The 15,120-nt window shown below is 68.2% G+C and carries 17 protein-coding genes and 1 tRNA gene; 15 read left to right on the top strand and 3 right to left on the bottom strand.

What is annotated here, in order from left to right:
* Positions 1 to 92: 92 nt before the first annotated feature.
* The gene (locus DVK44_RS16880; protein ID WP_114660414.1) at positions 93 to 395 is read left to right on the top strand and encodes a type II toxin-antitoxin system VapB family antitoxin; all 303 of its coding nucleotides are present in this window, start codon (positions 93 to 95) and stop codon (positions 393 to 395) included.
* A 131-nt stretch (positions 396 to 526) separates the two neighbouring features.
* On the top strand, positions 527 to 1,189 hold the full coding sequence (locus DVK44_RS16875; protein WP_114660413.1) for a LytR C-terminal domain-containing protein: 663 nt from the start codon (positions 527 to 529) through the stop codon (positions 1,187 to 1,189).
* Between the two features lie 22 nt (positions 1,190 to 1,211).
* Here DVK44_RS16875 and upp read toward each other — a convergent pair whose 3' ends face one another.
* Entirely contained in the window at positions 1,212 to 1,847 is a 636-nt protein-coding gene (gene upp / locus DVK44_RS16870) for a uracil phosphoribosyltransferase (RefSeq protein WP_114660412.1), read from the bottom strand.
* 74 nt (positions 1,848 to 1,921) lie between these two features.
* Between upp and DVK44_RS16865 the strand changes: the two genes are divergently transcribed.
* From DVK44_RS16865 to DVK44_RS16845, 5 genes are all read left to right on the top strand, one after another.
* Positions 1,922 to 2,164, top strand: a complete 243-nt coding sequence (locus tag DVK44_RS16865) for a hypothetical protein (protein ID WP_114660411.1) — start codon at positions 1,922 to 1,924, stop codon at positions 2,162 to 2,164.
* A gap of 200 nt (positions 2,165 to 2,364) precedes the next feature.
* The gene (locus DVK44_RS16860; RefSeq protein ID WP_114660410.1) at positions 2,365 to 2,934 is read left to right on the top strand and encodes a tRNA adenosine deaminase-associated protein; all 570 of its coding nucleotides are present in this window, start codon (positions 2,365 to 2,367) and stop codon (positions 2,932 to 2,934) included.
* Positions 2,935 to 2,990: 56 nt separating this feature from the next.
* The gene (gene tadA, locus DVK44_RS16855) at positions 2,991 to 3,419 is read left to right on the top strand and encodes a tRNA adenosine(34) deaminase TadA (protein ID WP_114665189.1); all 429 of its coding nucleotides are present in this window, start codon (positions 2,991 to 2,993) and stop codon (positions 3,417 to 3,419) included.
* Positions 3,420 to 3,475: 56 nt separating this feature from the next.
* Positions 3,476 to 3,560 (top strand) — tRNA-Ser (locus DVK44_RS16850).
* A 107-nt stretch (positions 3,561 to 3,667) separates the two neighbouring features.
* Positions 3,668 to 4,888, top strand: a complete 1,221-nt coding sequence (locus DVK44_RS16845) for a tyrosine-type recombinase/integrase (protein WP_114660409.1) — start codon at positions 3,668 to 3,670, stop codon at positions 4,886 to 4,888.
* Between the two features lie 70 nt (positions 4,889 to 4,958).
* On the opposite strand, the gene DVK44_RS16840 is transcribed toward DVK44_RS16845, so the two are convergent.
* The gene (locus tag DVK44_RS16840; protein WP_114660408.1) at positions 4,959 to 5,393 is read right to left on the bottom strand and encodes a pyridoxamine 5'-phosphate oxidase family protein; all 435 of its coding nucleotides are present in this window, start codon (positions 5,391 to 5,393) and stop codon (positions 4,959 to 4,961) included.
* Positions 5,394 to 6,032: 639 nt separating this feature from the next.
* Here DVK44_RS16840 and DVK44_RS16835 point away from each other — a divergent pair.
* The 6 genes from DVK44_RS16835 (at position 6,033) to DVK44_RS16810 (ending at position 12,815) form a co-directional block, all read left to right on the top strand.
* Positions 6,033 to 6,578, top strand: a complete 546-nt coding sequence (locus DVK44_RS16835; RefSeq protein WP_114660407.1) for a hypothetical protein — start codon at positions 6,033 to 6,035, stop codon at positions 6,576 to 6,578.
* A gap of 3 nt (positions 6,579 to 6,581) precedes the next feature.
* Positions 6,582 to 7,691, top strand: a complete 1,110-nt coding sequence (locus tag DVK44_RS16830; protein WP_114660406.1) for an MAB_1171c family putative transporter — start codon at positions 6,582 to 6,584, stop codon at positions 7,689 to 7,691.
* A 44-nt stretch (positions 7,692 to 7,735) separates the two neighbouring features.
* Positions 7,736 to 8,929 (top strand): amidohydrolase family protein, encoded by a 1,194-nt coding sequence (locus tag DVK44_RS16825; RefSeq protein WP_181957643.1) that lies wholly within the window; start codon positions 7,736 to 7,738, stop codon positions 8,927 to 8,929.
* Between the two features lie 524 nt (positions 8,930 to 9,453).
* Positions 9,454 to 9,789: a hypothetical protein gene (locus DVK44_RS16820; protein ID WP_114660405.1), complete on the top strand. Its 336-nt coding sequence runs from the start codon at positions 9,454 to 9,456 to the stop codon at positions 9,787 to 9,789.
* A gap of 171 nt (positions 9,790 to 9,960) precedes the next feature.
* On the top strand, positions 9,961 to 10,623 hold the full coding sequence (locus DVK44_RS16815) for an ABC transporter ATP-binding protein (protein WP_114660404.1): 663 nt from the start codon (positions 9,961 to 9,963) through the stop codon (positions 10,621 to 10,623).
* Positions 10,518 to 12,815, top strand: a complete 2,298-nt coding sequence (locus DVK44_RS16810) for an FtsX-like permease family protein (RefSeq protein ID WP_162793887.1) — start codon at positions 10,518 to 10,520, stop codon at positions 12,813 to 12,815. Before DVK44_RS16815 ends, DVK44_RS16810 begins: the two co-directional genes overlap by 106 nt.
* A gap of 327 nt (positions 12,816 to 13,142) precedes the next feature.
* Here the strand turns inward: DVK44_RS16810 and DVK44_RS16805 are convergent, their stop codons facing one another.
* Positions 13,143 to 14,006 carry a helix-turn-helix domain-containing protein gene (locus DVK44_RS16805; RefSeq protein ID WP_231717287.1) on the bottom strand — a complete coding sequence of 288 codons (864 nt, stop codon included), beginning with the start codon at positions 14,004 to 14,006 and terminating at the stop codon, positions 13,143 to 13,145.
* 334 nt (positions 14,007 to 14,340) lie between these two features.
* On the opposite strand from DVK44_RS16805, the gene DVK44_RS37125 reads away from it, so the two are divergent.
* Together DVK44_RS37125 and DVK44_RS16795 are read left to right on the top strand one after the other, a co-directional pair.
* On the top strand, positions 14,341 to 14,706 hold the full coding sequence (locus tag DVK44_RS37125; protein ID WP_228447197.1) for a transcriptional regulator: 366 nt from the start codon (positions 14,341 to 14,343) through the stop codon (positions 14,704 to 14,706).
* A complete protein-coding gene (locus DVK44_RS16795) occupies positions 14,706 to 15,095 on the top strand; it encodes a helix-turn-helix domain-containing protein (RefSeq protein WP_228447196.1) in 390 nt (129 codons plus the stop codon). The genes DVK44_RS37125 and DVK44_RS16795 overlap by 1 nt, the downstream gene beginning before the upstream one ends.
* Positions 15,096 to 15,120: the final 25 nt, after the last annotated feature.

Genomic DNA, 15,120 nt, shown 5'->3' with positions numbered 1-15,120 from the left:
CCTATGGAATGACATCACTACCCATCGGTACGCTCCGCCCCTCTCCGCCGCCACGGCTGCGCCCGGCGCCGCTGGCCCGGTAGGCTTTCCGTGTGATCTTCAAGCGCATCGGTAATGGGCGGCCGTATCCCGACCATGGCCGGGAAAGTACCCGGCAGTGGGCGGATGTCGCGCCGCGCCCGGTCCGCCTCGATCAGCTGGTGACGACGAAGGGTCAGCTCGACCTGGAGACGCTGCTCGCCGAGGACTCCACTTTCTACGGCGACCTGTTCGCGCACGTCGTGAAATGGCAGGGCGACCTCTACCTGGAGGACGGACTGCACCGCGCCGTACGCGCCGCGCTCCAGCAGCGCCAGGTACTGCACGCGCGCGTTCTGGAACTGGACCTGGACTGAGGTCCTGAACCAGGCACCTCGGCGTCGGAGCGGGTCCGCGACTAACCCTTTCGGGCCCTTTCCGAACCCGTACTGCGCAACCTGTTGATCATTTAGTAGGAATCATCTCCGGCGCGCACTACGCTGCGGCCATGAGCATGCTGACTCCCCCCGGCATGGGCGGAAAGTACCGCATCACGGGTGACAAGTACCCCCGCATGCGCCGCCCCCGCAATCGCCGCAGGATCGTGCTCGCGGCTGTCGCCGCCACGGTCGCCCTCGGCCTCGCCGGCTGGGGTACGACGCAACTCATCGACGTCTTCTCGGGCGACGGCGACGGCAGTGGCGGCAAGAAGGGCACGGCCACCGCCGGCCGGGACCCCGCCTGCGAGCCCACGGCCTCGGCCTCCGCCCTGGCCGCCGCGTCGAAGACCGCCGGGACGCTGCCCAAGCCCCGGCAGATCAAGGTCAACGTCTACAACGCGACCCCGACGGCCGGACTCGCCAAGACCACGGCCGACGAGCTGAAGAAGCGCGGCTTCGTGATCGGCGAGGTGGGCAACGCCCCGGAGGCGTACGACAAGAAGGTGCCCGGCACCGGACTGCTGCTGGGCTCCGCCGTGTCCGACTCCGCGAAGACGGTGCTCGGCACCCAGCTCACGGGCGCCACGAAGAAGACGGACGCGCGGAAGACGAAGGATGTCGATCTGATCATCGGAACGGCGTTCAAGAAGCTGAACGTACAGAAGGACGTGGACGAGGCGCTGGCAACGCTCAGCGCACCGGCCACGCCCTCCTGCAAAAAGAAAAGCTGAGGAACGAAAGCCGCGGTACGGCTCAGTCAACAGTCCCGTACATACGATCGCCCGCGTCACCGAGCCCCGGGACGATGTAGCCGTTCTCGTTGAGCCGCTCGTCGACCGCCGCCGTGACGATCGTCACCGGCGTGCCCGCCAGCTCGCGCTCCATCACCTCGACGCCCTCGGGCGCGGCGAGCAGCACGACCGCGGTGACATCGTCCGCGCCGCGCTTGATCAGCTCCCGGATCGCCGCGACCAGGGTGCCGCCGGTCGCGAGCATCGGGTCGAGTACGTACACCTGGCGGCCCGAGAGGTCCTCGGGCATCCGGGTGGCGTACGTGGACGCCTGGAGCGTCTCCTCGTTACGGATCATCCCGAGGAAGCCCACCTCGGCGGTCGGCAGGAGCCGCACCATGCCGTCGAGCATGCCGAGCCCGGCCCGGAGGATCGGGACGACCAGCGGGCGCGGGTGGGAGAGCTTCACCCCGGTCGTGCCCTGGACGGGGGTCTGGATGTCGACCTGTTCGGTCCGTACGTCCCGGGTCGCCTCGTACGCGAGCAGGGTGACCAGCTCGTCGGCGAGGCGCCGGAAGGTCGGGGAGTCGGTGCGCCGGTCGCGCAGGGTGGTGAGTTTGTGCGCGACCAGGGGGTGGTCGACGACATGAATCCGCATGGCGTCAACAGTAACCGGGGGCCAAGGCCCTACGCGCTGGCACCGACCGCCGGTAACGGGGCAAGGTAGGCACCATGCGGGACCCGTACGAGCAGGAGAACGAGCACGGAAGCGCGGGCGCCCCGGAGGACCCCGAGGGCCCCGGGAGCCCCGAGGGACCGGCCGACCCCGAGGCGGAAGCGGCACGCCGGAGGCGGCGGGCGCAGTTCCTGCGGGAGCTGTACGAGGCCAAGGCGCTGCGCGAGCGCGTGAAGCCGCGCCGGGCGAGGGCCGCGCGGATGCGGCAGCAGATGCGGATGCGCACATTCCGTTGGTGAAGGGGCATCCCCCGCCGAGGGCCGAACAGGGGCCTAATAAAATGCCGTGACGACGCAACGGCGGAAGACCTCTCGCGAAGCCCCCGTTTCTGTCACGATGCCGATTGGGCGGGTCGGAGCACCGCGCCGCACCGCCGAATCGTCACATCAGATCTCTACATCTCTGAATCGTCACACCTCAGACCAGTGGGAGAGTCACGGTGTACTTCGCCGCACTGCTCGCGCGCACCGAAGACGGATGGGAAGCGAGCGATACAGATCTCGACGACGTGGAGACCTTGTCGGACCTGACCGACCTGGCCCGCGAAGCCTCGGTGGACGAGGAAACGGTTCTCGTCTTCATCGAGCAGGAGGACTCCTGGTTCGGCATCCTCCGTGTGGAGGGTGAGGAGGACCCCCGGATCTACGTCTCCGACGCGGCCGCGGCCGCCCGCTCCTCGTACGGGGAGATCCTCATTGACGAACTGCTCGGCGGGGACGACGACGACCCGGCCGACGACCTGGACACGCTGGACCTCGACGGTACGGAGGACGGCGAGCCGGACGAGCGAGACGAGGGATACGACAACGACGCCGCCGACGACGACCACGACAGCGCGGACGGCGGCCTGACGGCCGGGGAGACCGCGCCCGCGGGCCCGGTCGGCGACCGCGGCATCCTCACCGACCTCGGACTGTCCGAGGCGGATCTGCTGGCCCTGGAGTCCGACGCGATGGCCGAGATCGCCGACGCGCTGGGCGCCTCCGAGGTACTGGAGACCGTCCGCTAGTGACCACGCGGCACGACACCGCGCCCGACCCCGTACGCGACCCCTGGCGGGCGTCCATGCGCCTGGCCCTGGACCAGGCGGCACGGGCGGGCAGGGCCGGTGACGTACCGGTCGGCGCGGTCGTGCTGTCCCCGGACGGCACGGTGCTCGCGTCGGGCCACAACGAACGCGAGGCGACCGGCGACCCGACGGCCCATGCGGAGGTCCTGGCCCTCCGCCGGGCCGCCGCGCGCCTCGGCGCGTGGCGGCTGACGGGCTGCACCCTGGTGGTGACCCTGGAACCGTGCACGATGTGCGCGGGCGCGATCGTCCAGTCCCGGATCGACCGCGTGGTCTTCGGCGCCCTCGACGAAAAAGCCGGCGCCGCCGGCTCCCTCTGGGACGTCATCCGCGACCGCCGCCTCAACCACCGCCCCGAAGTGATCCACGGCGTACTCGCCGACGAATGCTCCACCCTCCTCACCACCTTCTTCCGCCACCGCTGACCCCCCACCCGGTATCGATTTCGAACCACGGCCCTCCGTGGGCTAAGCTCTCTCTCGGTAGCGTGTCCGAGCGGCCGAAGGAGCTCGCCTCGAAAGCGAGTGTGGGGAAACTCACCGAGGGTTCAAATCCCTCCGCTACCGCTCTTAAGAACCGCCCCTGACCTGCGAAAACAGGTTGGGGGCGGTTTTTTTGTCACCGTTTCTTCCGCACATTTTTCCGCACCTGCGCTCTCCTACGATGCTTGGCCATGGCATTCATCAGGTCCCGGAAGCGGGCCACCGGAGAGCACGTACACCGCGGCGCTTGGCGAGACCGCGGCGTACGAACCGGCCCCGAGCAGGGCGAGGACTTCGATGACGAGGAGTCAGCGAAACGTTTCCGCGACCTGGTGAACGGTCACGGACAGCAATGGCCGCCCGGCTGGGTACAGGGCAAGGGCTTCGTGGACGAAGAGGAAGAAGAGGCCCCCGGCATCCCGGCAGAGGATCTGTTCCCCGCGTACGCCGAGCGGTACATCGGTCTCCTCACCGGCGTGCAGGACGGGACGCGGTCCAACTACCGCAAGATGCTGGCCACCCACCTCGTCCCCTGGTTCAAGGAACTCTCGGTACGCCAGGGCCCCGGCGGCATCGGCCAGGACCAGATCAGCTCCTGGGTCAACGACCTCCAGACCGGCCGGCCCGGACCTCATCACCCGCCACAGGCCAAGCGACGGGCGCTCGCGCCCAAGACGATCAGGAACCTGCACGGCCTGCTGTACGGCGTCCTCCAAGCCGCGGTCATCGCGGAGCCGCCACTGCGGTCCACGAACCCCTGCGTCCACACCCGGCTGCCGGAGGACGAACACACGGCGGATGAGCAAGTGTTCCTGGAACGCGAGGAGTTCGCCATCCTCCGCTCACACGTCCACGCCGACTCCGTGGACCTGGTGGACGCCCTCGCCGCCACGGGGCTGCGCTGGAGCGAGATGGCCGCGCTCCAGCCGCGTGATCTCACCCTGCACGGCTCCCGCCCGATGCTGCGCGTCCAGCGGGCGTGGAAGCGGATCGACGGCGGGAAGACACTCGGCGCCCCCAAGACGAAGCGCAGCCGCCGGACCCTGGTCCTCTCCCCGTACTTGGTCCTGCTCTTCAAGCGCAACTGCGCCGGGAAGCAGCCGAACGACTTCGTCTTCACAGCGCCGGAAGGCGGCGCCTGGGACTCGGGCGGCTTCTACCACGCACGCTGGAAGACCGCCCTCACACGCGCTGCCCACGACGGGCTGACAAAGAGGCCACGCATCCACGACCTCCGCCACACCCACGCCTCCTGGCTCATCGCCAAGAAGGTGCCGCTGCCGGGCATCCAAGCCCGTCTGGGCCACGAGTCGATCACGACCACGGTCGACAGGTACGGGCATCTGCTCGCCATGCTCGACGACGAGATCATTGAGGCCATCGAATGGAGCATGAACCCCATGGCGGCATGAGGTGACTCACCGCCGGATTCCCCCGCCGCCGCACGCCCGGCCGGCGGGGGCCGGCCGGGAACTCCTCGGGCTATGCCGCGCGGCCTGCCGGCGATACCTGAACCGTCTGCCCCATGACCCGCTCGATCTGGATCTCGATCACCACACGCTCCGGGTCGGGGGCAGGAACCCGGCGGTACCGCTCCCCGTAACGAGCCACAGCAGCCTCAACGGCCGCCCGTTCGGGGTTGACCGTCGCCACACCCTCCAGCGTGGCCCACCGGCCTCCGTCGACCTGACAGACGGCCACATGCGCCTGACCGTGGGGCACCGACAGGATGTTCGCGACTTTCTTGCTGGATTTGCGGGTGATAACCCGAGCGATACCAGCATCAGCGTCGATCGTCACACCGACGGGCACGACATGAGGTCGCCCATCAGGACGAGCCGTCGTCAGCGTGCACAAGTGGTACTCGTTCCAGAACTCCAGGTAGCCATCTACTTGGTTCAGCATCTTGTTGGACATGACCGAAAGCGTAAGCGCCGATTTGCCCGAACTGTCACCAAGCGAACATGGCCACACCTCGCCACCAGGGCCCCACTGAAGATGGATTTGCCCGCTTAGTCATCATGTGATCCAGTCCCACATGGAGAGAAGATCTCAAATCGATAACAGCCCCCTCAATCCCTCGGACGCATCTACCGCGGGCAAGAATCACCAGCTCAGCGGCATGGTCAAGACACATAGATGCCGCTTTATAGCTATTTGATGCATCGTTAGGGCTACCCGCCACGTGGGGCCTACCATCCCTTTCCCGCCACGCCTTGTCCTGGGACTTCACGTACTGTCCAACGAGGTTCCTGAAAGCGCTGCCGAGACCACTCGGTGGCACTTCATTGCCGTTCGCGCCCGCAATATCTCGGGCACGCGAGGAGATATGGACGCTGCGCTCGCGCCTCCTCTTTCGGCGCGGGAACTGACCGTCATCGTCACGGGGCGCGGCTGTCGCCCGGTTCGGGGGAGAACGAACACCAGCCGGTACGAAGGGGATTTCTCATGTGGTCCGGGAAGAGTGGCCGCGAGGCCGCTGCACCCAAGGCTCCCGCGCGGGGCGAAGTGAGCCGGGGCCGGTTGGGCCGGTGGCGGACTGCCGCGAATCGTACGGTGGAGAAGGACCTGCATCGCCGGATCCGGCGGGAGCTGCAAGACCTCGGTATCCATCCCCCGCTGGACGTCGAGGAGTTGTGCCGGGCGCTCGGTGAGAGGCGCGGCCGGCCGATTGTTCTTCGGGCGGCGCCGCTGGAGAAGCCGGGGCCCTCCGGACTCTGGGTCGACGTCGCCGATATGGACGTGATCCTGTACCAGCGGGAGACCACACGCCTGCACCAGGAGCACATCATCCTGCACGAGGTGGGGCACATTCTCGTGTCCGAGGATGAGCCCGAGAGCGAAGACGTCGCTGACGACCACGAGCCCGCCGACGACTTCGTCGAGGGCTGGGCCACCATGATCCCCGTGCTCGATCCCGAGATGATCCGCCGGGTCGCCCGGCGCTGTTCGTACGAGGACGGGGAGGAGTGCGAGGTCGAGCTGGTGGCCACGATCATCCTGGAGTGGTCGTCGGTCCTCGACGGTGTCACCCCGATGTCGGAGGATCCCTCGCTCCGCCGGGTCGAGTCAGCCCTCGGTGACCGGCGGGGATGGCTGTAATCCGTGCAACTGCTCCTCCTGGGACTCGCGGCTGCTGTCGTTTGGAAGCTCTACCAGCTGACGCGGTCCCCGCACGACGCACCTCTCCGTTCGGTCACCCTGTGCCTGGTCTGCGCCGCGCTCTCGTACCCCCTGGCCATGCCGGGCGGCGCGTCCGGCGTCGACACCGTGGCTGGGCACGGGGCGGCGAAGCTGCTCCAGAACGTGCTCCTGCTCCTCACCGTCTACTTCTTGATGTGCTTCTACCTGTACTCGGCCGACGGCCGGACCGGGCGGCGGCGGGCGCGATGGGAGGCCCTGGTCGTCGCGGGAGTGGCGGTGGCGATCACCGTGGCAGCGGAGACGGTTCCGCACAGCGTGTTCGCCGGTTCGTTCAGCACGGCGGACATGACGGTCCCGCAGATCGCCTTCTTCTACGGCGGCGCCGGCCTCTACCTCATGTACGCCCTGGGCATGGCCGGTTGGTGGACGCGCCGGTACGCGCGGATGTCGCGGCGCCCGCACTCGACGGGGCTCTGGATGGCGGCCGTCGGCCTCGACGCGATGGCGGTGGCCTGCGCGGTTCGTGCCGTGATCGTCGTCATCCGGTGGGCCGGGCGGACCGTACCGCAGCCGCTCATGGAGGGGGTCGCGGTGCTGCTGATGGTGTCCATCCTGCTCTTCGTCGCGGGCATCACCTACTCCGGAGCCCGCGCGAGGATCGCCTCCACGCGGCTCTGGCTGCGGCATCGACGTGACCACCGCCGACTGGCTCCGCTGTGGCGGTTGCTGTCCGAGGCGTACCCCGAAATCGTGCTGCGGCCAGCCTCCCCTGCCACCCGGGATCGGTGGCGGGCGCGTGGCGTGCACCGCCGCTATCACCGTCGGATAGTGGAATGTCGTGACGGTCTGGTCGATATCAGTCCGTACGTGGTCGACGAGGAGGACGGCGCGCTCCTCGACCTCGACTCCGCCGAGCTGGCGGGCCGGCTCCGCGAGGCCGTGGCCAGGATCGGGCAGGGGGATCCGGCGCCGCGCCGGGCGGTGCCGCTGGCGATGGCTCTGGGGAGCGACCGGAAGTCGGACGTACGGCAACTGATCGCGGTGTCGGACGCCCTCCGGCCCGCCGCGTAGACAGCGATGACGAAGACACCGAAGGAACCGAAGGAGACGAGATGCTGCTGATCACTGGTGACCGGGTGCTTGTCGGCTCCGGGACCTATCTGGACGACGGCGCGGTCCTCATCGACGGCGACTCGATCGCCGCGGTTGGCCCCCGAGCCCAGATCGAGGAACGGGCGGGCGCCGAGGTGCCCCGCTTCGCGTTCTCGGGAACCGTCCTGCCCGGACTGATCGACGCCCATGTGCACCTGGCGTTCGATGGTGGGGCGGACCCCGTTGCCACGCTCCAGGAGTCGACCGACGAAACGTTGCTCCAGGACATGCGGCGTCGCGCGGGACAGCTACTGCGCAGCGGTGTCACGACGGCCCGCGACCTCGGCGACCGCGGCGGCCTCGCGCTGCGGCTGGCCGGCGAGGTCGCCGACGGCCGTACGCCCGGCCCCCGGATCGTGTCGGCGGGCACGCCCGCGACTCCGCCCGGCGGGCACTGCCACTTCCTCGGCGGCGAGGTCTCCGGCGAGGCCGAAGTCCGCGAACTCGTCCGCCGCAACCTCGCGGCGGGGGCCACCGTGATCAAGGCGATGGTCACCGGCGGCGGGCTGACCAAGGAGGGGCCGAGGAGCTGGCAGAGCCAGTTCTCCCGGGAGGAGCTGGCGGCCCTCGTGGACGAGGCTCACCGGGCCGGCGTCCCCGTGGCCGCCCACGCGCACGGAACGGACGGCATCGCCACGGCTGTCGAAGCAGGCGTGGACACGCTCGAACACTGCACCTGGATGACGAGCGACGGCCTCAACCTCCGGCAGGACGTACTGAAGCAGATCATCGACCGCGGCATCGCCGTCTGCCCGGCCGTCAGCCCGCACTGGCAGATGCTCCCGCGTCTCTTCGGCGCCGAGCGGGCGGAAGCGATGTTCGATCTGGTGCGGCAGATGGCGGAGGCGGGCGCCAAACTCATCGCCGGCACCGACGCCGGGGTCCAGCGCGCCGGCTTCGACGGGCTGGTCCCGGCCCTGTCGTTCTATGCCCACCTGGGCCTGCCGAACGCGAAGATCATCGACATGGCGACCGCCGACGCGGCCGACGCGCTGGGACTGGGCGGGACTGCGGGGCGGATCGCTCCCGGCTACCGGGCAGATCTGCTCCTGGTCGATGGGGATCCGCTTGCCGATCTTGACGCGCTGAAGGCGGTCGAGGCGGTGTTCGCGGCGGGGCGGCGCTACGAGTCAAGTGAGCCGTCAGCCTGGCAGTAGTCGTCGAACAGGATCAGCACCAGGTGGGTGGGTGCCGCGAGCCCTCACCGACGGTTCTCCTCACACCTGACATGCACCACAGAGGGCTCCACGGCTCCCTGTTCCCGGCAGGCCAAATGCCAGAAACAGGGAGCTGTTGCATGCAGGGATGCCCCACACCGTAGGTACTGAGAGATCATTTCAAGCCTTCGCAAACCACCCGGAGAGATTCATTGCAAATACATGAATACCCTAACAAGGGCCGCCATTCCCATCACGCTTCATTTCAGCAAAGGAGCGAACCCCCAGCCCCGTCCCCTCGCAGAAAAATACCTGCAATGCACCCAAAACACACCAACCGGGGAGGGCTGGGGGATTATAAGGGATCTACCTTTCAGCCAAGCTATCGAAATGATGTTGCTTGATCGAACATCGCTTTGTTTCAATCTCACCGGAGTCGGTTGATCACGCTCGGTTGTCACAGGGGAACGCCGGGCTCGACTCCAGGGAAGCCCGCTCGGGCTTTTCAGGGAGGGGATACACCAATGCGCACTCTTACGAAGGCCGCCTGCACCGTGGCCGGGATCGCGGCGCTCTGCGGCAGCGCCCCGGCGTTCGCGCTGACGGCGACCACCGAGGGCTCGAAGGCCTACACCTCAAATTCCAACCTGACGGCGAACGTTGAGGACACCAAGGCGGACAGCCGTGCCGCGAAGGGGGAGTACTACCGCAAGTCCGAGCCGGGCGTGACCAAGAACCTCTGGAACAAGAGCGGCGCCGGCACCGTGGTCAGTTCCACGGGTAGTACGGCCATCTACCAGCTCCGTGCCTGCCGGCAGGAGCAGTCCGCCCCCGACACCTGCGGAAAATGGGTGGCCTGACGTCTGACCACGGACGTCTTGTCCCTGTGACGACTGTATGACGATGTGAGGCCGGCCCGGCTGGGTCGGCCTCACGTTTACTCTGCTCCACTTGCCGTCGAGAGGCCCGCTGTGACCGTTCCGCCGCCGACCCCGTCTGCGCCATCCTCCGCCACAGCTTCCGAAAGCGCCGTGGCGGTCGAATCGCTCAGCTACGCGTTGCCGGACCGTGCTCTTCTGGACGACATCAACCTGAGTGTCTCCTACGGTGAGTCGGTCGCGGTGACGGGCGCCAGCGGAAGCGGGAAGAGCACGCTGCTGATGTGCCTGCTGGGGCTGACCAAACCGCACGCGGGAACGGTCCGGATCGCGGGTCGCGACATCGTCCCGATGCGAGGTCGCGCCTTGGCGCAACACCGCCGCGCGAACGTGGGGATGGTCTTTCAGTTCGGCGAACTGCTCGCCGAACTCACGCCGTTGGAGAACGTGGCGCTGGCCGCTCTGCTGGCGGGAGTGCCGCGCCGGGAGGGCTACGAGCGGGCCGCCCGGCTGCTGCAGGAACTGGGGGTCCCGGCGGACGGGTCCCCGACGGCCCACTTGTCGGGTGGTGAGCGTCAACGTACGGCGGTGGCACGCGCGCTGGTCAACGAGCCGGCCCTCCTGCTGGCGGACGAGCCGACCGGGGCGCTGGACTCGGTGAACCGGGAGACAGTCGCCGACCTGCTGTTCTCACTCCCGGAGCAGCGCCGGTGCGCGCTGCTGGTCGTCACGCACGACGCGTCTGTCGCCGCCCGGGCGGACCGCACGCTGCTGCTGGAGGCCGGGCGGCTCCAGACTTCGGTGAGTGCCTCGTGAAAGAACGTTCTCTGACACGTCAGTTGATGACGGTCGGCTGGCATGCGGGACGTTCGGTCCGTGGCGGAGGGCTCCGGTTTGTCGCACTGGTCTGTGCCGCCGCCACCCTCACACTGGCCTTGACGGCCCTGGTCCTCTCCACCGCCGCATACGACGGCCGTGAGCAGCGCAGTACAGCGCGCAATCCGATCGTCCATGACAGCGACCCGTCGCAGCCCGCCGTCGCGCTCTGGCAGGCGTCCTTCGACGAAATCGCGCAGGAGCAGTATTCCGTCATCTACATCGCGCCGCTGTCGGAAAGCGCGCCTCTGCCTCCTGGCCTGCGCACATGGCCACGCCCGGGGCAGTCGGTGCTCTCCCCCGCGCTCGCCGAGCGAGGCGCCTCCCACGGAGTCCTGACGCGTTACGGCCGGGCCTCGGGCCGGATCGCCGAGAACGGGCTGGCTGATCCCGACGAGCTCCTCGCGTACGTCCGGCCGGCCGACGACCGATTCATCGACCGGGAAAAGGCATTCACCGTCAATGGTTACGGTGCGCCGGGCACAATGTTCGGGAACAACCTGAATGTCGAATCGCTGAAGGTTCTGGCAACGACGGTGCTGGGCCTTCTGGTTCTGCCCGCGATCGGTCTGATGGTGGTCGCCGTCCGGATGGGGGCGGAGGCCCGCCGGCGTCGGACCGTACTCCTCGACGCGCTCGGTGCCTCGTGGACCGCGCGGACCCTGGTCAACTGCGGCGAGACGCTGTTGCCCGCTTTCCTCGGAACGGCGCTGGGAGTCGCTCCGGCCCTTTGGGCCTCGCACATCAACGTAACTCTGCCGCTCACCGGCTACACCGTGTCGAGCGCGGACGTGGCCCGAAGCACCGCTGCCTGGCTGATCGGGGCGCTGGCCTCGTTCGGCGTGGTGGTCCTGACGGCCTCGGTCCTGCACCGTGTCCGACGGGACGGCGGGACGGGCCTGCGGGCCGCCGGCGGCCGGTTGCCCCGGTGGTGGCCGACAGTGTTCCCCTTCGCGGTCCTCTTCACCGTCCAGGGACCCGAGCCGCTGTCCAACGGCAACACCTTCCTGTTCCTGCTGATCTACAGCGCCGGTGTCGCGCTGACCATGGCCACGCTGCCGTCCGTGATCGGCCTGCTCATCGGCCTGATCGGCCGGGCCCTCAGCCGGATCGGTCGCCGCACCGGGATGTCCGGCACTCTCGTGGCCGGACGCTGGATGGCCGGGAACCCCGGCATCACCGTCCGGCTGGTGGCGGGACTGGTCATCGCGATCGGCCTGGTCGGCCAGGTGCAGCTCCACAGCAGCCGTCTGAGTTCCGAGTACGCGGCGGCCCGCGCCTCGGCCGACCGGCTCGGCGACACCGTCTACACACTGACTCAGCCGGACCCCGGCGACCGCACCCGCGCGTTCCTGGCCGAGCTCCCGTCAAGTGTGCGGGCCTACTCGATGACGGGCCGGATCGACGACAACAACCGCGCCACAGTTTCCGTTCAGGCTTCCTGCGCAGCACTCAAAGCCATCAAACGCTCATGCGATCACCCAGCACCGTTCGGCGTCATGGACCCCGACCCGCGGCTGAGCGAACTCGCCAACTGGTTCTCCGGCGGGACAGACATCGCACTGCGCGTGGGCCCCGTCGCCACCGCTCCGGCAACCGGTGACGGCCGTTACCTCGTCCTGCTCGACGCGCGCGGAAAACCGCTGCCCGTGGACCAGATCCGCCGGGCCGCCTTCACCCAACTTTCACCGACCCCGAACGCTGAGATCCCGGGAGGGAGCTGGCTCAACGGAACCGTGAACCGGGCCAGCCGCGGCGCCTGGGTCGCCCTCTTCGGCATGGCCGGTATCGCGGCAATGGCCCTTGCCCTGAGCCTCAACAGCCTCGCCGAATTCCAGCGCTTCAGCCGCTCCATCGCACCTCTCGGGGTACTCACGGGCCGACGCCGCATCTTCCTGGCCACCGCCGCCTGGACTCTGCTGCTACCGCTCCTCCTCGCAGCCGGTCTCGGCCTGCTGACCAACGCATGGCTCGCCACCCCACTCACCAACCCCATCGTCGGGGCCACTCTCTCCACCTCCGTCCTCGCCTCCCTGACCCTCACCATTGCCGTGATCGCCTTCGCCGTCTGGCTCGTCGGCTCCATCTCGGCCATCCGCGTCACCGACCGATGGAAACCCGAGACGGACTGAACCGCGATCGCCGAGCGGATGGCCGCGTGGCGCGTGATCAACCAACCCGGCTGGCTCGCAGCGCTTCAACGCCGGTGCGCGTGACGCGATGCCCTCGTCCGGCACAACTGCGCGAGCACCGTCGACCACCCGCCGGGTGACGCAGAGTCGGGTCTGGGGCAGACACCGTACCCGACTCTGCGACGGCATGAGAGGGATCAGATCCGTCGGCGACTCCTCGCCGGTCCACAGAGCAGCCGCCACGATCCGGGCACATCAGCCGGAGGGAGCAGCTCAACACTCTCTTGGCGCGCGATCGAAAGGAAGCTGTCCAGGCCGATAGCTCTTTCAGTCACTCGTCTCTGGCTCTACCTTGGCCAGCTCTGTCGCGAGGTCGTTGAGGATGGACAGGACGTTCGGCGGCAGCCCCTCCGTACCCACGCCGCGGGCCCTGACCCGTCCGACTGTCCCCTTCTTCGCCGCCGACATGAGCAGAAGTCCCTCATAGACCTGCCGCGCCACGGCGTCGTTCGGCTGGAAGTAGAGAGGGGACAGGCCGAAGAAGGCGGCCAGGCCCTCAAGCACGACCGGCGCCGCTTCTTCCTCGGCACCGGTACGAAGATCCGCCACGCCCTGCGCGGAGATGACCCGCGAGCCGGCGTGGGCGTTGATCGCCTCGGCGATCTCCGTGTCGCCCGGTGATTTCTGCCCCGGGTACGAGCGTTCCAGGATCAGCGTGATCTTCTCGGCGAGGGTGCGGGGAGGTGCCTCGGCCGCCTGCGCTTCTTCCCCCTGCTCCGCTTCCGCCGGCTGCTCGTTCCGTGCCTTGGCGAGAGACCGTTCCTGCGCGCGTTTCAGCTCGTCCTCGGTCACGCCGTAGGCGCTCGCCACGGCGAAGACGTACCGGTCTCTGAGCGGCCGTTCCCCTCGCTCCGCGCCCGCTACCGGGCCGTCGCTCTTCGTCCCGATCACCTTGGACATCTCGTACCGGTAGAGGCCGGCGTCGCACCGGAGATCGGTGAGGTCAGGAAGGCCGGCGCGCGGGAAGAGGTCGTCCAGGTCGTGTCCGAGCACCCGGGCCAGAGCGGGCAGTTTCTCCTGATCCGGTGCCGATGATCCGAGTTCCCAGCCAGCAACCGTCGAGTCGCCCACTCCAACGGCTGCGGCCACGTCGGTCTGCGCGATCTCGGCGGCTCGTCGTACCGAGCGCACGCGGCTTCTGTCGAAGCGTCGAGCAGGCATCAGGACCCTCGTTTTTTATGCGAACCGAAGAAACATCGATCTGTTGATTTTTTCTACTGCTTGCGATAGTTTCATTTTAGCGAAAAGACAGGGGCTTCGCACGCTTCTGTGGCTTCGCCACCTCTGGGCCTCGGGCTCGGAGAACCCCTAAAACGCCATCGGCGTCCGAGAGTTCGCACCTCCCGGACGCCGGACAGCTCGCGATGTCCGACCCCTTGCAGGGGGCGCGGACGTCACTTGAACAGCCATTCCACGGTCCTTGCAGGGCACTGGTGGAGTGGCGTACCACGTAGAGGAGTGTCGCATGTCCCCCATTGCGGACTGCAACCCGAAGGCTGCCACGCGGCCCACACCCGCACCGCGCGCTTCCACGCCGCGCACTTCCGTACCGCCCGTTTGTGCCCCAGCGGAGCGGCTGGCCGAACAGCTGGCGTCGATGCTCCCGGATGCCGCCATCGTTCAGGTGCGCCTCTTGGGTCCGCGGACCCTGTGGCCGCATCTGCGGCTCACTGCCGTGAACGAGCGCGGGCTCGTCCTTCGTATCCCCCGGGCCAAGGTCCTGACCATCGCGCGCTGGATCATCCGTTCGTTCCCGCATGCCGGTTGGGCGGCTTCTGGCGGCCACGCGTTCGACCTGCGGACGGCCAAGCTCCACGGGCTGGAAGCGTGATGGCGGCGACGGCGATAGCCCCGGCGGACGTACCCCCGGCCGACCTGGGACCCGCCGCATGGCAGGGGCTCGCCGCCGTGGCGAGCCTGCTCGCGCGGGCCGGTGACTTCGACGCCCTGCTGGGCCGGAGCCCGGAGCCTCGGGACAACCGCCTTCACATCGGGTACGGCGAAGCGGCCGAGCGGCTGAATATCCCGGAGAAGTGGCTGCGCGAACGGATCTCCACGCTTCCTCACCGGAAGCTCGGGAAGTTCGTTCAGTTCACCGAGGACGACCTTCGGTCCATTTCCGATATGCATTTCGTGCAGCCGGGCAGGACCGACGCGAAGGAGGGGCAGACAGCGATTATGCCGCTACAGCCCTCCAAGCGTTCGCGGACGCGTCTCTGATTCCTCCTTCCGCGCTCGTAAGCAA

This window comes from Streptomyces paludis, assembly GCF_003344965.1.
GTDB classification, from domain to species: Bacteria; Actinomycetota; Actinomycetes; order Streptomycetales; family Streptomycetaceae; genus Streptomyces; species Streptomyces paludis.
The sequence above is the reverse complement of the archived record's forward strand: the minus strand, read 5'-3'. Positions and strand labels throughout refer to the sequence as shown.